The sequence below is a fragment of the Hyphococcus formosus genome, assembly GCF_046736345.1.
In the GTDB taxonomy this organism is placed as follows: domain Bacteria; phylum Pseudomonadota; class Alphaproteobacteria; order Caulobacterales; family Parvularculaceae; genus Hyphococcus; species Hyphococcus formosus.
Window position 1 is genome coordinate 770,705 of the sequence record NZ_CP157210.1, and the last position, 19,107, is coordinate 789,811.

Genomic DNA, 19,107 nt, shown 5'->3' on the forward strand with positions numbered 1-19,107 from the left:
ATTTGCGGACTGATCATCCGCTCCGAATTGAGAGGCTCTTATGTCCCAGGAACTGCTGAACGTTTTTAATCCGGCTGCGCCCGCGCAGACGTTCAATAAGATCCGTATCTCGCTTGCATCGCCAGAGAAAATTCTCTCCTGGTCATTTGGTGAGATCAAAAAGCCTGAAACTATCAACTACCGTACGTTCAAGCCTGAACGGGACGGTTTGTTCTGTGCTCGGATTTTTGGCCCAGTAAAAGACTATGAATGCTTGTGCGGTAAATATAAGCGCATGAAGTATAAAGGCATCGTCTGCGAGAAGTGCGGTGTCGAGGTTACGCTTACCAAAGTTCGTCGTGAGCGGATGGGCCATATCGAACTGGCTGCGCCGGTTGCGCATATCTGGTTCCTGAAATCGTTGCCTAGCCGTATTTCGCTCATGCTCGATATGACGCTCAAAGATCTCGAGCGGGTGCTTTATTTCGAGCAGTATATCGTTATTGAGCCGGGTCTTACGGCGCTGACACCAAACCAGCTCCTGACCGAAGAAGAGTATCTTCAGGCGCAGGAAGAATATGGCGAAGACAGCTTCACCGCCGGCATCGGTGCGGAAGCCATCCGTGAAATTCTTTCTTCGATCGATCTTGAAGCGGAATGCGAAAAGCTGCGCGTTGATATCGCTGAATCAACCAGCGAGCTGAAAACAAAAAAATACGCAAAGCGTCTCAAGCTCCTGTCTGCGTTCATCGAGTCTGGCAACAAGCCAGAGTGGATGATTATGACGGTCATTCCGGTTATTCCGCCGGAACTGCGTCCGCTTGTTCCGCTTGATGGCGGCCGTTTCGCGACGTCTGACCTCAATGATCTTTATCGCCGCGTGATCAACCGGAACAACCGTCTGAAGCGCCTGATTGAGCTTCGTGCGCCGGACATTATCGTTCGGAACGAAAAGCGGATGCTGCAGGAATCGGTTGATGCGCTGTTTGACAATGGCCGTCGCGGTCGCGTCATTACCGGCACCAACAAACGTCCGCTGAAATCGCTTTCAGATATGCTGAAAGGGAAGCAGGGTCGTTTCCGTCAGAACCTTCTCGGTAAGCGCGTCGACTATTCCGGTCGTTCGGTTATCGTTGTTGGCCCAGAGCTGAAACTCCACGAATGTGGCCTGCCAAAGAAAATGGCGCTTGAGCTGTTCAAGCCGTTTATCTATTCGCGTCTCGATGCGAAGGGGCTTTCGGCGACCGTCAAACAGGCGAAAAAGCTCGTTGAAAAAGAGCGGCCCGAAGTTTGGGATATCCTCGATGAGGTTATTCGCGAACATCCGGTCATGCTCAACCGCGCGCCGACGCTCCACCGTCTCGGTATTCAGGCCTTTGAGCCGAAACTGATCGAAGGGAAGGCGATCCAGCTTCACCCGTTGGTCTGTACTGCGTTTAACGCGGACTTTGACGGCGACCAGATGGCGGTACACGTACCATTGTCGCTCGAAGCGCAGCTTGAAGCTCGCGTTCTCATGATGTCGACCAACAACATCCTGTCACCGGCGAACGGTAAGCCGATCATCGTTCCGTCTCAGGATATTGTTCTTGGTCTTTATTACATCACGATGGAAAAAGAGGGCGAGCCTGGCGAGGGCAAGGTCTTTGGTTCTATCGAAGAAATCGAACACGCGCTTGATGCGGGCGTTGTAACCCTGCACACAAAAATCAAGGCGCGTTGGCAAGGTCTTAATGCCGATGGTGAGCTGGTAACAGAGATCGTTGAAAGTACACCGGGCCGGATGAAAGTTGCGCAGGTTCTGCCGCGTAACTCAGATGTTCCGTTCTCGGTCGTCAACCAACTCCTGACCAAGAAAACCATTCAGGGGCTGATTGATATCGTCTACCGTCATTGCGGTCAGAAAAAGACGGTTATCTTTGCTGACCACATCATGGACCTTGGTTTCAAGGAAGCATGTAAAGCTGGTATTTCGTTCGGTAAGGATGACGTTGTCATTCCTGAAGCGAAGAAGAAATTCGTTGAGGAAACCCGCAACCTCGTGAGTGAATTCGAGCAGCAATATGCTGAAGGTCTCATTACGCGTGGTGAGAAATACAACAAAGTGATCGACGCTTGGGCGAAGTGTACGGATAAAATTGCCGACGCGATGATGGCTGAAATTTCTGAAACCAAATACGATTCCGATTCAGGACGTCAGCTTGAGCCGAACTCAATCTACATGATGTCTCACTCAGGTGCGCGTGGTTCCCCCACACAGATGCGTCAGCTTGGTGCGATGCGTGGTCTGATGGCCAAGCCGTCAGGCGAGATTATCGAAACGCCGATTACGTCAAACTTTAAAGAAGGTCTGACCGTGCTTGAGTACTTTAACTCAACCCACGGTGCCCGTAAGGGTCTTGCGGATACGGCGTTGAAAACGGCGAACTCTGGTTACCTGACCCGTCGTCTTGTTGACGTTGCGCAAGATTGCATCGTGCGCGAAGTCGATTGCGGAACCACAAACGGTATCACCATCGAAGCGGTTGTCCGTAGTGGTGAAGTCGTTGTGCCGCTATCGCAGGTATTGCTTGGCCGTACATTGCTTGAGGATGTTACGCATCCTGAAACTGGTGAGATCGTCGGCAAAGCCAATGACGAAGTCGATGAAGCGCAGAGTGAACTTATCGAAGCGTCTGGCGTTCAGAAAGTTCGCGTACGTTCGGTTCTGACCTGTGACACCAAAGTCGGTATCTGTACGAAGTGTTATGGTCGTGACCTTGCGCGTGGTTGCCCGGTTAATATTGGCGAATCCGTCGGTGTTATCGCGGCGCAGTCAATTGGTGAGCCGGGTACACAGCTTACCATGCGTACATTCCACGTCGGTGGTACAGCGCAGGTTGGCGATTCATCGTTCATCGAAGCAAGCCATGAAGGTACGATCAAACTCGAAGGCCGGAACGTCGTTAAGGACTCTCAGGGCGAGTTGGTCATCATGGGTCGTAATACGCTGGTTAAAATCGTCGACAAGGACGGTAAAGAAAACGCGTCTTACAAAGTTTCCTATGGTGCGAAACTTCGCGTTGACGATGGCGATAAGGTAACCCGCGGTCAGCGTCTTGCTGACTGGGATCCATACACCTTGCCGATCCTTACCGAAGTTGGCGGTAAGGTAAAATTTGAGGACCTTCAGGAAGGTTACTCAATGCAGGTTGTTGCCGATGAAGCCACCGGTATTGCTAGCCGCGTTGTGATCGACTGGCGCGCTAATCCGCGTGCGGCCGATATGAAACCGGCTGTTGTTCTCGTGGGCGAAGATGGTGAGCCATTGAAACTCGCAAGCGGCGGTGAAGCGCGTTACACGCTTCCGGTTGATGCGGTTCTTTCTGTCGAAGACGGCGAGACAATCACGTCTGGTGACGTTGTTGCGCGTATCCCGACCGAGGGTGCAAAAACGCGGGATATCACCGGTGGTCTGCCGCGTGTTGCTGAACTCTTCGAAGCACGTCGTCCGAAAGATCATGCGATCATCGCGGATGTCGATGGTAAGGTTGAATTCGGCCGCGACTATAAGAACAAACGCCGTATCAAGATCATCCCAACGGATGAAAGCCTTGAACCTTCAGATTACCTCGTTCCAAAAGGCCGCCATATTGCGGTTCAGGATGGCGACTTCATCGCCAAGGGCGAATATCTGATGGACGGCAATCCTGCGCCGCATGACATTCTGGCGATTATGGGGATTGAGGCGCTTGCCGACTTCCTCATTGACGAGATCCAGGAAGTTTATCGCCTGCAGGGCGTTCCGATCAACGACAAGCATATCGAAGTGATCGTTCGTCAGATGCTTCAAAAAGTTGAAGTGACTGATCCGGGTGACTCGCTCTTCCTGAAAGAGGAGCAGGTTGACCGCTTCGAGTTCGAAGAGACGAATGAGAAACTCGAAGATCAGGGCAAGCGTCCGGCAAAAGCGACGCCGGTTCTGCTCGGTATCACCAAAGCCAGCCTGCAAACGCGGTCATTCATCTCGGCTGCGTCGTTCCAGGAGACCACGCGCGTTCTTACGGAAGCGGCGGTCAATGGTAAGATTGATATGCTTGAAGGCTTGAAAGAAAACGTGATTGTTGGTCGCCTTATCCCTGCGGGTACGGGCGGTGCGATGTCACGTCACCAGCTCGAGGCCGAACGTCGTGACCGCGAGCTTATCGAAGAGCGCGTTAAACGCGCCGGTGTATCTGACGTACCTGCGCTTGAGGCCTCACCGGAAGCGGTGATGGAATCAGAAGGCGCATCGTCGGAAGGCGAGGAAGGCCCAGCAAATCAGGACGCGGCTGAGTAATTCAGCGCGTCCAACCTTAAAAACAAAAGCGGCGGCCCTCGGGCCGCCGTTTTTTATTTGGGCAACTCGGCCAGAATTGCCGGCAGATTTTGGTGTTTCACCTTTTCAATCGACGCGCCGTCTTCCCCCAGCCAGGCGTCAATTAGCGCGCCCCAAGTGAGGTCACATTTAACCCGGTTCCAAAGGGCTTCGGTCGCGGCGGAGGCGGCACCATAGGCGTTGGCGTCTGTTAATAGCGTCGCGATAGCGTCGGCGAGTTGTTCGGGGCTCCGCTCGGGGGCCATGCGGGCTGCCGGTGTCTCAGCGAAATAAAGCCGGAACATGGGGTGATCCGAAAGCGCCAGGGGCGTGCGTGTCGCCAGAGCCTCGTAAATCGTCATGGGCAAGCCTTCTGGATAGATATGATGGCTTGGGGCGAGGGCGATCGTCGCGGATTTCAATTCCTCGACCACAACGTCGTGGGGTTGCCGGCCAGCCAAGCTGATTTGGTCGCCAAGGCCAAGCTCCGCGATCAAGGCGGCGGCTTCGTCGGTGAAATCACCAGCGCCAATCAGGTTCATTGAAAAGGGGATTTCGCGATCACGCAGGATTTTTCCAGCTCTGATGCAATCGCCAACGCCCTTTGACTGGGCCAGCGAGCCAACAAAAACAAGCTTTGCAGGCTGATCGCTCAAGGCTTTTACAGCATTGTTTTCAGGGCGTAATTCATGTGGCCAGTCCCACGGATAGATCTTGTCTTCGGGCACGCCAATCCGCCGAAGCGAAAGACAGGACGGTATATTGTGGTTGCCGACGGCGCGAATGCGCGGATTTGAAAGCAATTGCGCCAGCCGAAAGGCCCGATAGCGATAGCGCAACCCGGATTCCTCGAAACTATCGGCCAGCAGGGGCAGGGTATCGATGTTGTTTTTCAGGGCCCAGCGCAGCACTGGCCGGATCGGTGCCTGCAATATCAGGCGATCCGGTTTCCATGCTTCGAGTTGTTTGATGACCGTTGGCGAATCGACCCCGCCCTTCGAATCGCGCGGAATACAGACCGAGTGCAATGAGTGCGATAGTGCCGATTCGCTCGGTTCGTTGTCCAAAACGCCAATTACGCCCACGAAATCATGGCGTTCTGATAACGCTGCGACGTAATCGACCGAATATCGTTGCGCATAATAGGTTTCTTGACCACCCGCCCGAAGCGCTTCGAACCGGTCATGCAAAACTCCGTATTGGATGATGGCAATGCGCAATTTTCTCTCCTCAACCCGTCTTAAATCAGCGGAAACCTGCGTGAAGCGTATAGTTTAAAGGCCTTAACATACGCCTCCTTCACCTTCCCAATTTTTCCGAGATGGTGTATATCCCGGCTCGCGATACATGCTTGTGATCCTGTGTATCGTTTCGCTGCTAAAAAACAGCGAAAAGGTGGCTTTATTTTCCCTTAAGCGTATTGACCCCGCTGATGGGGGAAGTTATGTGTCGCGCCGCTGAATGGCTGGCCGTCAGGTCTTTCGAGAGATCGACACTGAAACGCAGTCAAATTTAGATGATGACAGTTGAGGTTCACTGAGCGGCGTTCCGAAGGGCGGGGCGCCTCTCGTTCGTGTCATGGATACCTGTCCGTGACGCGGATTTATTTAGGGTTGGCGCCCGCTGATAGCGAAAGCCTGGAGACGCAATGCCTACTATTCAACAACTCATCCGCAAACCGCGGAAGCCCAAGCGCCGAATTAACAAAGTTCCGGCGCTCGAAGGAAATCCGCAGAAGCGGGGCGTGTGTACACGCGTTTATACGACGACACCTAAGAAGCCGAACTCGGCGCTTCGTAAAGTTGCGAAGATTCGCCTGACGAATGGTTTCGAGGTGATCGGCTACATTCCGGGTGAGGGCCACAATCTCCAGGAACACTCAGTTGTCCTGATCCGCGGCGGTCGTGTGAAAGACCTTCCCGGCGTTCGCTATCACATCGTTCGCGGTGTTCTTGATACGCAGGGCGTCAAAGACCGTAAGCAGCGTCGTTCGAAATACGGCGCGAAACGCCCGAAATAGGATAAAGCGATATGTCACGTCGTCACCGCGCAGAGAAACGAGTTGTTCATCCGGATCCGAAATTCGGAGACAAAACTGTTTCTAAATTTATGAATTACGTCATGGTCGATGGTAAGAAGCCAGCGGCTGAAAAAATCGTCTATGGCGCTTTTGACCGTATCGAAGACAAGCTTCGCCGTCCGCCGGTTGAGCTTTTCAAAGAGGCTCTTGATAACGTAACGCCAGCGATTGAGGTTCGGTCTCGTCGTGTTGGTGGTGCGACATATCAGGTCCCTGTCGAAGTTCGCCCTGACCGTAAGCTTGCGTTGGCAATGCGCTGGATTATCGCGGCTGCTCGCTCACGCAACGAAACGACAATGGTCGACAAGCTTTCTAACGAATTGATGGACGCAGCCCAGAACCGGGGTGCAGCCGTAAAGAAACGTGAGGATACGCACCGGATGGCCGAAGCCAACCGCGCATTCTCACACTATCGCTGGTAATCGGAACTAACAGTAAAGGCAGCCTCGTCATGGCGCGCACGCACAAAATTGAGGACTACCGGAATTTCGGGATCATGGCGCATATCGACGCCGGGAAAACGACAACGACGGAACGCGTCCTGTATTACACAGGTAAAAGCCACAAGATTGGCGAAGTTCACGATGGCGCTGCCACGATGGACTGGATGGAGCAAGAGCAGGAGCGGGGTATTACGATTACCTCTGCTGCGACGACTTGTTTCTGGAACGACAAGCGTCTGAACATCATCGACACTCCTGGACACGTTGACTTCACCATCGAAGTTGAACGCTCATTGCGGGTGCTTGACGGTGCTGTTGCGCTTCTCGATGCGAACGCTGGTGTTGAGCCTCAGACCGAAACGGTTTGGCGTCAGGGCGACAAATATCGCGTGCCGCGCATGTTCTTCATCAACAAGATGGATAAGATCGGTGCTGACTTCTATTATTCAGTCGACACCATTCACAACCGTCTTGCTTGTAAGACTGTTATTCTTCAGCTCCCAATTGGCGCGGAAAGCGACTTTAAAGGCGTTGTCGATCTTATCCGGATGAAAGCGATCATCTGGGAAGAAGAAAGCCTCGGCGCTGCGTTCCACGACGAAGAGATCCCAGCGGACCTCGTTGAAAAAGCGAATGAATACCGCGAGAAAATGATCGAGACCGTCGTCGAGCTCGACGAAGAAGTTCTCGAAGCTTACCTCGAAGGTAACGAGCCAGACAACGACACGATCAAGCGCCTGATCCGTCAGGGTACTTGTACGGTTGAGTTCCACCCAGTGCTTTGTGGCTCTGCATTCAAAAACAAAGGCGTTCAGCCAATGTTGGATGCGGTTGTTGATTACTTGCCGAGCCCGGTTGAGGTTCCTGCGATCAAAGGTCATCTGCCAGATTCAGACGAAGAAGTTGTTCGTAAGTCTTCTGACGACGAGCCGCTTTCAATGCTCGCCTTTAAGGTTATGAACGACCCATTCGTTGGTTCGCTGACCTTCTGCCGGATTTACTCTGGTAAGCTTGAGGCCGGTTCTCAGCTTCTCAACACGGTTAAGGGCAAAAAAGAGCGCGCTGGTCGTATGCTCCAGATGCACTCAAACAGCCGCGAAGAGATCAAAGAAGCATACGCTGGCGACATCATCGCGGTTGTTGGTCTTAAAGACACGACAACTGGCGATACGCTTTGCGAGCCAGGCAAGCCGGTTGTTCTTGAGCGCATGGAATTCCCAGAGCCTGTTATCGAGCTTGCGGTTGAGCCAAAAACTAAAGCAGACCAAGAGAAAATGGGTATCGCGCTTCAGCGTCTTGCTGCTGAAGATCCTTCGTTCCGTGTTTCGACTGATGAAGAGTCAGGTCAGACGATCATTAAGGGTATGGGCGAGCTTCACCTCGACATCCTCGTTGACCGTATGAAGCGTGAGTTCAAGGTCGAAGCGAATATTGGTGCACCGCAAGTTGCTTATCGTGAAACGATCACCCGCGAAGCCGATATCGACTACACCCACAAGAAGCAGTCTGGTGGTTCTGGTCAGTTCGCGCGGATCAAGATGCGTGTAATGCCAACTGAGCCGGGTGAAGGATATTCATTCGAAAGCCAGATCGTTGGTGGTTCAATTCCTAAGGAATATATCCCGGGTGTTGAGAAAGGCATCGACTCTATTCGTGAAACCGGTCTTTTGGTCGGCTTCCCAATTCTCGACTTTAAAGTCGAGCTTTATGACGGCGCGTTCCACGACGTTGACTCTTCTGTTCTTGCGTTCGAAATCGCTGCCCGTGCAGCGCTTCGCGAAAACAAGGCAGAACTTGGCATGGCGTTGCTTGAGCCGGTCATGAAGGTCGAAGTTGTGACGCCTGAAGAGTACACCGGTACGGTTATCGGCGATCTCAATTCACGTCGTGGTCAAATCCAGGAGCAGGAAATGCGCGGCAACGCAAATGTTGTCCATGCGATGGTTCCGCTCGCGAATATGTTCGGCTACGTAAACAATCTTCGTTCGGCGACCCAGGGTCGTGCTCAGTACACTATGTTGTTCGACCACTATGAGCGCGTACCGAAGGCAGTTGAAGAAGAAGTAAGAGCGAAGCTTGCCGGCTAGCCGGAAATTTTAATCCGCCCGATTGGAAATCGGCTTTCGGGCGAAAAGTTTAACGACAGACGTCAAAGAAGACGGAGAGAAGTGAAATGTCGAAAGAAAAGTTTGAACGCACAAAACCACATGCCAACGTCGGTACAATTGGCCACGTTGACCATGGTAAAACTACTTTGACGGCTGCGATCACCAAATATTTTGGTGACTTTAAAGCGTACGACCAGATCGACGCTGCACCGGAAGAAAAAGCACGTGGCATCACCATTTCAACTGCACACGTTGAATATGAAACTGAGAACCGCCACTACGCACACGTTGACTGCCCAGGTCACGCTGACTACGTGAAAAACATGATCACGGGTGCTGCGCAGATGGACGGCGCGATCCTCGTTGTGAACGCAGCTGACGGTCCTATGCCACAGACACGTGAGCACATTCTTCTTGCTCGCCAGGTTGGTGTTCCTGCGATCGTTGTTTACCTCAACAAAGTTGACCAGGTTGACGATGAAGAGCTTCTCGAGCTCGTCGAGATGGAAGTTCGTGAGCTTCTTTCTTCATACGACTTCCCAGGCGACGATATTCCGATCATCAAAGGTTCTGCGCTTGCAGCTATCGAAGATCGCGATCCAGAAATTGGCGCGGAATCAATCAAGCAGCTTATGGAAGCTGTTGATAGCTACATCCCAACACCTGAGCGTCCAGTCGATCAGCCATTCCTGCTTCCAATCGAAGATGTGTTCTCGATCTCAGGTCGTGGTACGGTTGTAACCGGTCGTGTTGAGCGTGGCGTTGTTAACGTCGGTGACGAACTTGAAATCGTTGGTATCCGCGACACCAAGAAAACCACCTGTACTGGTGTTGAAATGTTCCGCAAGCTGCTTGATCGCGGTGAAGCTGGTGACAACGTTGGTGTTCTTCTTCGTGGTATCGAGCGTGATGGCGTTGAGCGCGGTCAGGTTCTTTGTAAGCCAGGTTCTGTTACACCACACACGAAATTCGTTGCTGAGGCCTACATCCTCACCAAAGAAGAAGGTGGCCGTCACACGCCATTCTTCACGAATTACCGCCCACAGTTCTACTTCCGTACGACTGACGTGACCGGCGTTGTTACGCTGAACGAAGGCACGGAAATGGTTATGCCGGGCGACAATGTTGAAGTGAACGTAGAGCTTATCGTTCCTGTTGCTATGGAAGATAAACTCCGCTTTGCGATCCGCGAAGGTGGCCGCACGGTTGGTGCTGGTATCGTCGCCAAGATCGTTGAGTAACATCTAGATAACCGGTGCGGGCCGCTGCTAAGGCGGCCCGCGCTTTCGACTCTTAAAGTAATGAACAAGAATTTCACGAAAAGCGAAGCGTAGAACCATGCAACAGAATATCCGCATTAGGCTCAAAGCGTTTGATCATCGCGTGCTCGACGCTTCGACGTTGGAAATCGTCAATACGGCGAAACGCACCGGCGCGAACGTTCGCGGGCCGATCCCGCTACCGACACGTATCGAGCGTTACACCGTTAACCGGTCGCCACACATCGATAAGAAGAGCCGTGAACAATTTGAGATGCGCACACACAAGCGCATGCTCGACATCGTCGATCCGACGCCACAAACGGTTGACGCGCTTATGAAACTCGACCTCTCGGCTGGTGTCGATGTCGAAATCAAGTTGGGCGCTTAAGGAGCATTTGAAAATGCGCACGGGAATAATTGCGAAAAAGATGGGCATGACCCGCATATTTAATGCGGAAGGTCAGCATCTGCCTGTCACTGTGATGCAACTGGAGGCCTGTCAGGTCGTTGGTCAGCGCACAGAAGAAAAGAACGGCTACACGGCCGTTCAGTTGGGCGCTGGTGCCAAGAAAGCCAAGCGCGTGAATAAAGCTGAGCGCGGCTATTTTGCGAAAGCAAATGTTGAGCCGAAAATGAAGCTCGCCGAGTTCCGTGTTTCTGAAGAGAACCTTGTTGATGTGGGTGCTGAGCTTTCAGCCGAACACTTCTTGGTTGGTCAGAAGGTGGACGTAACCGGCACCTCAATCGGTAAAGGTTTTGCCGGTGCGATGAAGCGCCATAATTTTGGTGGCTTGCGTGCATCGCACGGTGTTTCGATTTCGCACCGTTCGCATGGTTCGACTGGTCAGTGTCAGGATCCGGGTAAGGTCTTCAAAGGTAAGAAGATGGCCGGTCAAATGGGTGCAACGCGCGTTACGACACAGAACCTCGAAGTTGTTCGTACGGACGCAGATCGCGGTTTGATTTTGATCCGCGGCGCTGTTCCTGGCCCTAAAGGCGGCTGGGTGTTGATTAAGGATGCTGTGAAGCGCCCGACACCTGCTGATGTTCCTACGCCAGCGGCTCTTAAAGAGTTGAAGGCTGAGGAAGAGAATGTTGATAGCCCGACGCCTGCGTCTGCTGAAGCCGAAATGGTTGCAGAAGGTGCGCCGGTAGAGAACCCAGAAGCAACGAAGAAAGAAGGGGACGAATAATGAAAACCGACGTCCTCAAAATTGATAACAGCAAGGCTGGCTCGATCGATCTCGACGATGCGATCTTCGGTCTGGAGCCGCGCAAAGATATTCTGCACCGTTGTGTCGTTTATCAACTTGCGAAGCGTCAGCAGGGTACGCACCACGCGAAAGAGCGTAACGAAGTCGCTGCGACCTCGAAGAAATTCGGTCGTCAGAAAGGCGGCGGCGGTGCTCGTCACGGTAACCGGGCTGCGCCGCAGTTCCGTGGTGGCGGTAAAGCGCACGGCCCACGTCCGCGTAGCCATGCAATCGATCTGCCTAAAAAGGTGCGTCGTCTGGCTCTTAAGCATGCCTTGTCTGCAAAAGTTGCTGACGGTTCACTGATCGTTATCGACGAAGCGAAATTCGCTGACACGAAAACCAAGGCAGTTGCGGCAGCATTTGAAAAGCTGAATATCGGCAATGCTTTGATTATGGATGCGAGCATCGACGAACAGTTCGGTCTTGCAGCGCGTAACCTGCCGGGCATTGATCTTCTTCCTGTCGTTGGCGCGAATGTTTACGACATTCTGCGCAAGGAGAAGCTCGTTCTGACCAAGGCAGCAGTTGAAGGCCTGGAGGCGCGTCTCAAATGAGCAATAAATCGGAAACCGGGGTCGTTGAGGCCCATTACAATACGCTGATTGCTCCCGTGATTACGGAGAAGTCGACGATTGCTGCGGAGAACAACCAGGTTGTTTTCCAAACGCCATTGGAAGCGACGAAGCCGGAAATCAAGGAAGCGGTTGAAGCTCTGTTCAAAGTGAAGGTGAAAGCCGTCAACACTTTGCGCGTTAAGGGCAAAAACAAGCAGTTCCGCGGGCGTGGTTATACGCGCTCTACAGTGAAAAAAGCGGTCGTGACTCTCGAAGAAGGTCACTCGATCGACGTGACGACCGGACTTTAAGGCGGGTAAGACCAATGGCATTGAAAAAATTCAATCCGACGACTCCGGGCCGCCGCCAGCTTGTGCTGGTGGACCGCAGCGAACTTTGGAAGGGTAAACCTGTCAAATCGCTGACTGAAGGCCTGACGGAAAGCGCCGGACGCAATAACACCGGACGTATCACAATGCGTCGTCGTGGTGGTGGCGCGAAGAAGACTTATCGGATTATCGACTTCAAACGTCGTAAATTTGATATCGAAGCGAAAGTTGAGCGTTTGGAATATGATCCAAACCGGACAGCTTTTATCGCTTTGGTCAAATATCTCGATGGTGAGCAGGCTTACATTCTTGCGCCGCAACGTCTGAAGCAGGGTGATAAAGTCATCGCCGGCGAAAAAGTCGACGTTAAGCCGGGCAATGCGATGCCGCTTAAATCGATCCCTGTGGGAACGATCGTTCACAACGTCGAAATGAAGCCGGGCAAGGGCGGTCAGATCGCACGGTCAGCTGGTGCATATGTTCAGCTCGTCGGTCGCGACAGCGGCATGGCGCAGGTTCGTTTGCAGTCTGGCGAAGTTCGCTTGATCCCAGGTGAATGCATGGCGACTGTCGGTGCGGTTTCAAACCCGGACCACATGAACCAGTCGATTGGTAAAGCTGGTCGCAACCGTCACAAAGGCAAGCGTCCTTCGGTACGTGGTGTTGTGATGAACCCTGTCGATCACCCGCATGGTGGTGGTGAAGGTCGTACGTCGGGTGGTCGTCATCCGGTTACGCCTTGGGGTAAGCCGACTAAAGGTGCCAAGACCCGCAAGAACAAGAAAACTGACAAACTCATTCTGCGCTCGCGTCATGCGCGGAAGAAGAAATAGGCCGGAGTAAAAGACATGCCACGTTCAGTCTGGAAAGGCCCGTTCATCGATCGTTATCTTCTGAAAAAAGCAGAAGAGAGCCAGGACGGAAAACACAAAGGCGGGGTCAAAACCTGGTCACGCCGCTCAACCATCCTGCCGCAATTCGTTGGACTGACTTTCAACGTTTACAACGGTCAGAAATTTATTCCTGTCCATGTCACTGAAGACATGGTCGGCCACAAATTCGGCGAGTTCTCTCCAACCCGGACTTACTACGGTCACGGTGCGGACAAGAAAGCGAAGAGGAAGTAGTCATGGGGCAGAGCAAAAATCCCCGTCGCGTCGGCGAGCAGCAGGCAATGGCAAAAGGCCGTTTGATCCGCACATCGCCACAAAAGCTGAACCTTGTTGCTCAGCTCATTCGCGGCATGCCAGTTGAAAAAGCCCTCGCGGAACTGACTTTTTCGCGCAAACGTGTTGCGCAGAACGTAAAGAAAGTTCTTGAGAGCGCGATTGCGAACGCAGAGAACAACCATGATCTGGATATCGATTCTCTGGTCGTGGATCAGGCATTTGTCGGCAAGAATATGGTGATGAAGCGTTGGCGCGCTCGTGCGCGCGGCCGCACCGGTAAAATTCTTAAGCCGTTTTCCGAAATCACGATCGTCGTGAAAGAAGTCGAGGAGGCCGCTTAATGGGTCAGAAAGTTAATCCTATCGGCCTGCGTCTCGGTATCAACCGTACTTGGGACTCTCGTTGGTTCGCCGGTAAAGCGGCGTATGGTGATCTTCTTCACGAAGACCTCGCTATCCGGAAGTATCTTGAAAAGCGCCTGCAGCAAGCTGGTGTTTCTCGGATCATCATCGAGCGCCCACACAAGAAGTGCCGTGTAACGATTTATACTGCGCGTCCTGGTGTTGTGATCGGTAAAAAAGGTGCGGACATTGAAAAGCTTCGTCAGGAGCTTTCGAAATTGTCTTCGTCTGAAACGGTTCTGAACATTGTTGAGATCCGTAAGCCAGAAGTTGATGCGACACTCGTTGCAGAAAACATTGCGCAGCAGCTTGAGCGCCGTGTTGCTTTCCGTCGTGCGATGAAGCGCGCGATGCAGACAGCACAGCGCATGGGCGGCCTTGGTATTCGTGTGAATGTTTCTGGTCGTCTTGGCGGCGCAGAGATCGCGCGGATGGAATGGTACCGCGAAGGTCGCGTGCCGCTTCATACGCTGCGTGCGGATATCGATTACGGTGTCGCAACGGCGCAGACGACTTACGGTGCCATCGGTATCAAGGTCTGGATCTTCAAAGGCGAGATCATGGAACACGATCCGCTGGGTCAGGAAAAACGTTTGATTGAAGCGCAAACCGGCGGTGTCAATCAGTCGCGTAACAATTAATCGCGACAGAAGGGATTTGGAGGCGACTGAGCAATGCTGCAGCCGAAAAAAACAAAATACCGCAAACAGTTCAAAGGGCGGATCAAAGGCGTCGCGAAAGGCGGCTCAGACCTTAACTTTGGGTCGCATGGCCTGAAAGCGGTGCAGCCTGAGCGCGTCACTGCACGCCAGATCGAAGCGACACGTCGTGCGATCACCCGTGCAATGAAACGTCAAGGCCGTGTATGGATCCGGATCTTCCCTGATGTGCCGGTTACCAAAAAACCTACCGAGGTTCGGATGGGTAAAGGTAAGGGTTCGGTCGAATTCTGGGCAGCGAAAGTAAAGCCCGGCCGGATCATGTTTGAAATCGATGGCGTAAGTGACGAAGTCGCTCGTGAAGCACTTCAACTTGGTGCCGCGAAATTGCCGATCAAAACGCGCATTGTGACGCGCATTGGCGAATAAAGGACGAATTCGATGAACGCCAGCGAAGCACGCGATATGACAACAGATGAGCTGAAGGACCGCCTTCTTCAGCTCCGCAAAGAACAGTTTAACCTGCGCTTTCAAAAAGCGTCTGGTCAGCTAGAGAAAACCGCGCGGATCAGCGAAGTTCGCCATGATATTGCGCGCATTAAAACCATACTCGGCGAAAAACGCCGGGCAAACGCTAATTAAAGAGACGCACACATGCCCAAACGCATCCTTCAAGGCGCTGTAGTCAGCGACAAAGGCGAACAGACAGTGGTTGTTCGCGTCGAACGTATGTTCACGCATCCATTGTACAAAAAAGTTGTTCGTCGTTCGAACCGCTTTCACGCCCATGATGAGAAAAACGAGTTCAAAGTAGGTGATCTCGTTCGCATTCAGGAATGTGCACCAAAATCCAAGCTTAAGCGCTGGGAAGTGATCGGGCTCGGCTCGAAAGAATAGGTTAGTTCGTCAAGGTAAAAACCGAAGCGAATTGAGAGTTAAACATCGGGCCAGGAGCCCATCAGGAGGATCACCATGATCCAGATGCAAACAAATTTGGACGTAGCCGACAATTCTGGCGCTAAGCGCGTTCAGTGCATCAAAGTGCTTGGCGGCGCGAAGCGTAGATATGCTGGCGTAGGCGACATCATCGTTGTTTCCGTAAAGGAAGCTATTCCGCGTGGTCGCGTGAAAAAAGGCCAGGTCATGAAGGCTGTTGTCGTTCGCACTGCGAAAGACATTAAGCGTAAGGACGGCACTGTCATCCGTTTTGATAACAACGCTGCTGTTCTTATCAACAATAACAAAGAACCAGTTGGCACACGTATCTTTGGCCCAGTGACGCGCGAACTTCGCGCTTCCAAGCACATGAAGATCGTGTCGCTCGCGCCGGAGGTGCTGTAATGGCTGCGAAGATTAAAAAAGGCGACAAAGTCGTCGTGCTTGCCGGTAAAGACCGCGGCGCAGACGGCGAAGTCATCAAGGTATTGCCAAAGGAAGATCGCGTGATCGTCCGCGGTGTAAACCTTGTGAAAAAGCATCAGCGCCAAACGCAAACCGAACAAGGCGGGATCATCACGCGCGAAGCGTCAATGCACATTTCGAATGTTGCATTGAAAGATCCTTCAACCGGCAAAGCGACCCGCGTTGGTTTTAAAGTTGAAGACGGAAAGAAAGTACGCGTCGCTAAGGCGTCGGGTGAGGTCATCGATGGCTGAAGCACAAACATACACTCCGCGTCTTAAGACGCTTTATAACGAAACCATCCGTGGCAAGTTGAACGACAAGTTCAACTACTCCAACGTCATGATGACACCGCAGCTTGAAAAAGTTGTCATCAATATGGGGGTTGGCGACGCGGTGAATGATCGTAAAGCGGTTGATGCTGCTATTCAGGATCTAACGCTTATCGCGGGTCAAAAGCCTGTTGTGACCAAAGCCAAAAAGTCGATCGCTGGTTTTAAACTGCGTGAAGGCATGGCGGTTGGTGCGAAGGTGACTTTGCGTAAAGACCGGATGTTTGAATTCCTTGATCGTCTGGTGACGATTGCGCTGCCGCGCGTTCGTGACTTCCGCGGTCTGAATCCAAAAAGCTTTGATGGTCGCGGCAATTACGCAATGGGCCTGAAAGAACATATCGTTTTTCCGGAAATTGATTACGACAAAGTCGACAAGATCCGGGGTATGGACATCATCGTTTGCACAACAGCGCGGACTGACGACGAAGCGCGTGAACTTCTTCGGGAACTGAACTTCCCGTTCCGTAAATAGAAAAGGCATTAGGCAAGGTCCGCATTTCGCGGAAACCAGCTTGAGAAGGAGATAGAATGGCCAAAAAAGCAATGGTGGAGCGCGATCTTAAGCGCCGCCGCATGGCGAAAAAGTTTGAGTCCAAACGCAACCGGTTGAAGGCGATCATTAAAGATCAAGATCAGCCAGGCGAGGATCGTTTCATCGCAGCGCTAAAGCTTGCTGAGCTTCCACGGAATTCGTCGAAGACCCGCATTCGCAATCGCTGCCTCGTGACCGGTCGTCCACGTGGTTACTATCGCAAGCTCAAGATGTCGCGGATTTCACTTCGTCAACTTGGTTCGGCTGGGAAGATTCCTGGCCTTGTGAAATCCAGCTGGTAAGGGAGCCGAAGAACAATGTCTATTAATGATCCTGTCGGCGATTTGATCACACGGATCCGCAACGCTCAGATGCGTCGCCATTCGACAATGAATGTGCCAGCGTCCAAGCTTCGCGGTTGGGTTCTCGACGTCCTTGAAGCTGAAGGTTACATCCGCGGCTATTCTCGTGTTGAAAAAGACGGTGAAAAGCCAAGCTTTGACGTAGAGCTGAAATATTATGAAGGTGCGCCCGTGATCCAAAAGATCAAGCGCGTATCCAAGCCGGGCCGCCGCGTTTATTCGTCGGTTCGCGATTTGTCGACTGTCCGCAATGGTCTAGGGATTTCTATTGTCTCGACACCTAAGGGCGTCATGTCAGACGCAGCAGCACGCGACGCCAATGTTGGCGGCGAAGTGCTTTGCGAAGTTTACTAAGGCCAGGGAGCAAAAAACCATGTCCCGCATCGGTAAAAAAGCGATCCCGGTCCCAAGTGGCGTAACGGTCACGGTTGATGGGCAGACGGTGAAAGCAAAAGGTCCGAAAGGCGAACTCGAATTCGTCGTAACGGATCTTTGTAAGGTCGCGCTCGACAACAACGAAGTCTCGGTGACACCGGTCAACGATTCCAAGCCTGCACGTTCGCAGTGGGGAATGAGCCGTACGCAGATCGCCAACATGATTCATGGCGTTGCGAATGAGTTCACCAAGACACTCGAACTCGTCGGCGTTGGTTATCGCGCGCAGATGAAAGGCTCAGCGCTGAGCCTGGCGCTCGGTTACAGCCACGACATCGACTATCCGGCACCAGAGGGTGTCAAGATTGCGGTGCCAAAGCAGACGGAAATCGTTTTGTCTGGTATCGACAAACAAAAGGTTGGACAGGCCGCTGCGGAGATCCGCGCGTTCCGTCCGCCAGAGCCTTACAAAGGCAAAGGCGTGAAATACGCTGATGAATATATCTTCCGTAAAGAAGGTAAGAAGAAGTAACGCTTGGCGGACAAGGAAATCGGGCAATGGCCGATAAGAAGAGAAAAAATTTGAACTCGCGGGCGAGCCGCACAAGAGGAAAGATTGCACGGGTATCAAGTAACCGTCCACGTCTCTCTGTGTTCCGTTCGTCTAAAAACATCTCTGCGCAGATCATTGATGATGTTGCTGGCAAGACGCTAGCGTCAGCATCAACACTCGAACCTGATATGCGCAAGGAATTGGGCAAGGGCTCTGACAAGGATGCTGCTGCGAAAATCGGTAAGGTTTTGGCAGAACGGGCAACCAAAGCAGGGGTCGAGAATGTCGTGTTTGATCGCGGCGGTTATATTTATCACGGTCGGATTAAGGCGCTTGCGGAAGCCGCGCGCGAGTCCGGTCTTAAATTCTAGGGAGTAAACGACATGGCGCGTGAAGAAGGACGCGGTCGCGGTCGCGGCAGAAATGAACGTGAAGAGCGCGATGAATTCGTTGATCGCCTAGTCGCGATTAATCGTGTTGCGAAAGTGGTCAAGGGCGGTAAGAACTTTGGTTTTGCTGCACTCGTCGTCGTTGGCGACCAAAAAGGCCGTGTTGGCTTTGGTAAGGGTAAAGCCCGCGAGGTGCCTGAGGCGATCCGTAAGGCAACGCAGGAAGCGAAACGTAACCTCGTTCGTGTTCCATTGCGTGAAGGCCGTACGTTGCATCACGACGCATCAGGCCGCTGGGGTGCAGGTAAAGTTGTCCTTCGCTCAGCGCCTCCTGGAACCGGTATCATTGCCGGTGGTCCAATGCGTGCAATTTTCGAAACACTCGGTGTTCAGGACGTTGTTGCGAAGTCACTCGGTTCTTCGAACCCATACAACATGGTTCGCGCAACTGTTGACGCACTGAAAAATCAATCCAGCCCACGTTCGATGGCTGCGAAGCGCGGCAAGAAAGTCTCCGACATTCTTGGCAATCGCGGTCGCAATTCTGACGCTGGCGCTGCTGACGCTGCCTAAAGGAATAGATC

The 19,107-nt window shown here is 52.7% G+C and carries 25 protein-coding genes; 24 read left to right on the forward strand and 1 reads right to left on the reverse strand.

The genetic code is table 11. From position 1 onward, the window contains the following. Positions 1 to 40 precede the first annotated feature (40 nt). Positions 41 to 4,297 (forward strand): DNA-directed RNA polymerase subunit beta', encoded by a 4,257-nt coding sequence (gene rpoC, locus ABFZ83_RS03510; protein ID WP_411818047.1) that lies wholly within the window; start codon positions 41 to 43, stop codon positions 4,295 to 4,297. A gap of 53 nt (positions 4,298 to 4,350) precedes the next feature. Here the strand turns inward: rpoC and ABFZ83_RS03515 are convergent, their stop codons facing one another. Further along, positions 4,351 to 5,535, reverse strand: coding sequence for a glycosyltransferase (locus tag ABFZ83_RS03515; RefSeq protein ID WP_411818048.1), 1,185 nt, complete (start codon positions 5,533 to 5,535; stop codon positions 4,351 to 4,353). Positions 5,536 to 5,963: 428 nt separating this feature from the next. On the opposite strand from ABFZ83_RS03515, the gene rpsL reads away from it, so the two are divergent. From rpsL to rpsE, 23 genes are all read left to right on the forward strand, one after another. Then, complete coding sequence (rpsL, locus tag ABFZ83_RS03520; RefSeq protein WP_369313980.1) at positions 5,964 to 6,335, forward strand: 30S ribosomal protein S12; 372 nt, start codon at positions 5,964 to 5,966, stop codon at positions 6,333 to 6,335. An 11-nt stretch (positions 6,336 to 6,346) separates the two neighbouring features. Then, positions 6,347 to 6,817: a 30S ribosomal protein S7 gene (gene rpsG, locus ABFZ83_RS03525; protein ID WP_411818049.1), complete on the forward strand. Its 471-nt coding sequence runs from the start codon at positions 6,347 to 6,349 to the stop codon at positions 6,815 to 6,817. A 29-nt stretch (positions 6,818 to 6,846) separates the two neighbouring features. Further along, positions 6,847 to 8,925, forward strand: a complete 2,079-nt coding sequence (gene fusA, locus ABFZ83_RS03530) for an elongation factor G (protein ID WP_411818050.1) — start codon at positions 6,847 to 6,849, stop codon at positions 8,923 to 8,925. An 86-nt stretch (positions 8,926 to 9,011) separates the two neighbouring features. Beyond that, positions 9,012 to 10,187, forward strand: a complete 1,176-nt coding sequence (gene tuf, locus ABFZ83_RS03535) for an elongation factor Tu (RefSeq protein ID WP_411818051.1) — start codon at positions 9,012 to 9,014, stop codon at positions 10,185 to 10,187. A gap of 97 nt (positions 10,188 to 10,284) precedes the next feature. Then, positions 10,285 to 10,596, forward strand: coding sequence for a 30S ribosomal protein S10 (gene rpsJ / locus ABFZ83_RS03540; RefSeq protein WP_369313984.1), 312 nt, complete (start codon positions 10,285 to 10,287; stop codon positions 10,594 to 10,596). A gap of 13 nt (positions 10,597 to 10,609) precedes the next feature. Continuing rightward, positions 10,610 to 11,401: a 50S ribosomal protein L3 gene (gene rplC / locus ABFZ83_RS03545; protein ID WP_411818052.1), complete on the forward strand. Its 792-nt coding sequence runs from the start codon at positions 10,610 to 10,612 to the stop codon at positions 11,399 to 11,401. After that, on the forward strand, positions 11,401 to 12,018 hold the full coding sequence (gene rplD / locus ABFZ83_RS03550) for a 50S ribosomal protein L4 (RefSeq protein ID WP_411818053.1): 618 nt from the start codon (positions 11,401 to 11,403) through the stop codon (positions 12,016 to 12,018). The genes rplC and rplD overlap by 1 nt, the downstream gene beginning before the upstream one ends. After that, complete coding sequence (locus tag ABFZ83_RS03555; RefSeq protein ID WP_411818054.1) at positions 12,015 to 12,329, forward strand: 50S ribosomal protein L23; 315 nt, start codon at positions 12,015 to 12,017, stop codon at positions 12,327 to 12,329. Before rplD ends, ABFZ83_RS03555 begins: the two co-directional genes overlap by 4 nt. A gap of 14 nt (positions 12,330 to 12,343) precedes the next feature. Beyond that, a complete protein-coding gene (gene rplB / locus ABFZ83_RS03560; RefSeq protein ID WP_411818055.1) occupies positions 12,344 to 13,180 on the forward strand; it encodes a 50S ribosomal protein L2 in 837 nt (278 codons plus the stop codon). A 15-nt stretch (positions 13,181 to 13,195) separates the two neighbouring features. Beyond that, positions 13,196 to 13,474 carry a 30S ribosomal protein S19 gene (rpsS, locus tag ABFZ83_RS03565; protein ID WP_369313989.1) on the forward strand — a complete coding sequence of 93 codons (279 nt, stop codon included), beginning with the start codon at positions 13,196 to 13,198 and terminating at the stop codon, positions 13,472 to 13,474. Between the two features lie 2 nt (positions 13,475 to 13,476). Next, complete coding sequence (rplV, locus tag ABFZ83_RS03570; protein WP_411818056.1) at positions 13,477 to 13,857, forward strand: 50S ribosomal protein L22; 381 nt, start codon at positions 13,477 to 13,479, stop codon at positions 13,855 to 13,857. Then, positions 13,857 to 14,558: a 30S ribosomal protein S3 gene (gene rpsC, locus ABFZ83_RS03575; RefSeq protein ID WP_411818057.1), complete on the forward strand. Its 702-nt coding sequence runs from the start codon at positions 13,857 to 13,859 to the stop codon at positions 14,556 to 14,558. The genes rplV and rpsC overlap by 1 nt, the downstream gene beginning before the upstream one ends. 33 nt (positions 14,559 to 14,591) lie before the next feature. Next, positions 14,592 to 15,005: a 50S ribosomal protein L16 gene (rplP, locus tag ABFZ83_RS03580; protein WP_411818058.1), complete on the forward strand. Its 414-nt coding sequence runs from the start codon at positions 14,592 to 14,594 to the stop codon at positions 15,003 to 15,005. A 12-nt stretch (positions 15,006 to 15,017) separates the two neighbouring features. Then, complete coding sequence (rpmC, locus tag ABFZ83_RS03585; protein WP_411818059.1) at positions 15,018 to 15,218, forward strand: 50S ribosomal protein L29; 201 nt, start codon at positions 15,018 to 15,020, stop codon at positions 15,216 to 15,218. Between the two features lie 12 nt (positions 15,219 to 15,230). Beyond that, a complete protein-coding gene (gene rpsQ, locus ABFZ83_RS03590; RefSeq protein WP_411818060.1) occupies positions 15,231 to 15,473 on the forward strand; it encodes a 30S ribosomal protein S17 in 243 nt (80 codons plus the stop codon). Positions 15,474 to 15,548: 75 nt separating this feature from the next. Next, positions 15,549 to 15,917, forward strand: a complete 369-nt coding sequence (gene rplN, locus ABFZ83_RS03595; protein WP_411818061.1) for a 50S ribosomal protein L14 — start codon at positions 15,549 to 15,551, stop codon at positions 15,915 to 15,917. Next, entirely contained in the window at positions 15,917 to 16,231 is a 315-nt protein-coding gene (rplX, locus tag ABFZ83_RS03600) for a 50S ribosomal protein L24 (protein ID WP_411818062.1), read from the forward strand. Before rplN ends, rplX begins: the two co-directional genes overlap by 1 nt. Beyond that, the gene (gene rplE / locus ABFZ83_RS03605) at positions 16,224 to 16,784 is read left to right on the forward strand and encodes a 50S ribosomal protein L5 (RefSeq protein WP_411818063.1); all 561 of its coding nucleotides are present in this window, start codon (positions 16,224 to 16,226) and stop codon (positions 16,782 to 16,784) included. Before rplX ends, rplE begins: the two co-directional genes overlap by 8 nt. A gap of 56 nt (positions 16,785 to 16,840) precedes the next feature. Continuing rightward, positions 16,841 to 17,146, forward strand: coding sequence for a 30S ribosomal protein S14 (rpsN, locus tag ABFZ83_RS03610; protein ID WP_411818064.1), 306 nt, complete (start codon positions 16,841 to 16,843; stop codon positions 17,144 to 17,146). Positions 17,147 to 17,161: 15 nt separating this feature from the next. Continuing rightward, positions 17,162 to 17,560 carry a 30S ribosomal protein S8 gene (gene rpsH / locus ABFZ83_RS03615; RefSeq protein WP_411818065.1) on the forward strand — a complete coding sequence of 133 codons (399 nt, stop codon included), beginning with the start codon at positions 17,162 to 17,164 and terminating at the stop codon, positions 17,558 to 17,560. Positions 17,561 to 17,579: 19 nt separating this feature from the next. Then, on the forward strand, positions 17,580 to 18,113 hold the full coding sequence (gene rplF / locus ABFZ83_RS03620; RefSeq protein WP_411818066.1) for a 50S ribosomal protein L6: 534 nt from the start codon (positions 17,580 to 17,582) through the stop codon (positions 18,111 to 18,113). Between the two features lie 26 nt (positions 18,114 to 18,139). Continuing rightward, entirely contained in the window at positions 18,140 to 18,505 is a 366-nt protein-coding gene (rplR, locus tag ABFZ83_RS03625) for a 50S ribosomal protein L18 (protein ID WP_411818067.1), read from the forward strand. Between the two features lie 12 nt (positions 18,506 to 18,517). Continuing rightward, positions 18,518 to 19,096: a 30S ribosomal protein S5 gene (gene rpsE / locus ABFZ83_RS03630; protein WP_411818068.1), complete on the forward strand. Its 579-nt coding sequence runs from the start codon at positions 18,518 to 18,520 to the stop codon at positions 19,094 to 19,096. Positions 19,097 to 19,107: the final 11 nt, after the last annotated feature.

Bases quoted from the DNA above. Each gene is read 5' to 3' on its own strand.
- rplB (WP_411818055.1), top strand. From the start codon at position 12,344: ATGGCATTGAAAAAATTCAATCCGACGACTCCGGGCCGCCGCCAGCTT.
- rpmC (WP_411818059.1), top strand. From the start codon at position 15,018: ATGAACGCCAGCGAAGCACGCGATATGACAACAGATGAGCTGAAGGAC.
- fusA (WP_411818050.1), top strand. From the start codon at position 6,847: ATGGCGCGCACGCACAAAATTGAGGACTACCGGAATTTCGGGATCATG.
- rplR (WP_411818067.1), top strand. From the start codon at position 18,140: ATGGCCGATAAGAAGAGAAAAAATTTGAACTCGCGGGCGAGCCGCACA.
- rpoC (WP_411818047.1), top strand. From the start codon at position 41: ATGTCCCAGGAACTGCTGAACGTTTTTAATCCGGCTGCGCCCGCGCAG.
- rpsG (WP_411818049.1), top strand. From the start codon at position 6,347: ATGTCACGTCGTCACCGCGCAGAGAAACGAGTTGTTCATCCGGATCCG.
- rpsE (WP_411818068.1), top strand. From the start codon at position 18,518: ATGGCGCGTGAAGAAGGACGCGGTCGCGGTCGCGGCAGAAATGAACGT.
- rplF (WP_411818066.1), top strand. From the start codon at position 17,580: ATGTCCCGCATCGGTAAAAAAGCGATCCCGGTCCCAAGTGGCGTAACG.
- rpsC (WP_411818057.1), top strand. From the start codon at position 13,857: ATGGGTCAGAAAGTTAATCCTATCGGCCTGCGTCTCGGTATCAACCGT.
- rplP (WP_411818058.1), top strand. From the start codon at position 14,592: ATGCTGCAGCCGAAAAAAACAAAATACCGCAAACAGTTCAAAGGGCGG.
- tuf (WP_411818051.1), top strand. From the start codon at position 9,012: ATGTCGAAAGAAAAGTTTGAACGCACAAAACCACATGCCAACGTCGGT.
- rplC (WP_411818052.1), top strand. From the start codon at position 10,610: ATGCGCACGGGAATAATTGCGAAAAAGATGGGCATGACCCGCATATTT.
- rpsL (WP_369313980.1), top strand. From the start codon at position 5,964: ATGCCTACTATTCAACAACTCATCCGCAAACCGCGGAAGCCCAAGCGC.
- rplN (WP_411818061.1), top strand. From the start codon at position 15,549: ATGATCCAGATGCAAACAAATTTGGACGTAGCCGACAATTCTGGCGCT.
- ABFZ83_RS03555 (WP_411818054.1), top strand. From the start codon at position 12,015: ATGAGCAATAAATCGGAAACCGGGGTCGTTGAGGCCCATTACAATACG.
- rpsQ (WP_411818060.1), top strand. From the start codon at position 15,231: ATGCCCAAACGCATCCTTCAAGGCGCTGTAGTCAGCGACAAAGGCGAA.
- rpsS (WP_369313989.1), top strand. From the start codon at position 13,196: ATGCCACGTTCAGTCTGGAAAGGCCCGTTCATCGATCGTTATCTTCTG.
- rplE (WP_411818063.1), top strand. From the start codon at position 16,224: ATGGCTGAAGCACAAACATACACTCCGCGTCTTAAGACGCTTTATAAC.
- rpsJ (WP_369313984.1), top strand. From the start codon at position 10,285: ATGCAACAGAATATCCGCATTAGGCTCAAAGCGTTTGATCATCGCGTG.
- rplV (WP_411818056.1), top strand. From the start codon at position 13,477: ATGGGGCAGAGCAAAAATCCCCGTCGCGTCGGCGAGCAGCAGGCAATG.
- rpsN (WP_411818064.1), top strand. From the start codon at position 16,841: ATGGCCAAAAAAGCAATGGTGGAGCGCGATCTTAAGCGCCGCCGCATG.
- rplX (WP_411818062.1), top strand. From the start codon at position 15,917: ATGGCTGCGAAGATTAAAAAAGGCGACAAAGTCGTCGTGCTTGCCGGT.
- rplD (WP_411818053.1), top strand. From the start codon at position 11,401: ATGAAAACCGACGTCCTCAAAATTGATAACAGCAAGGCTGGCTCGATC.
- rpsH (WP_411818065.1), top strand. From the start codon at position 17,162: ATGTCTATTAATGATCCTGTCGGCGATTTGATCACACGGATCCGCAAC.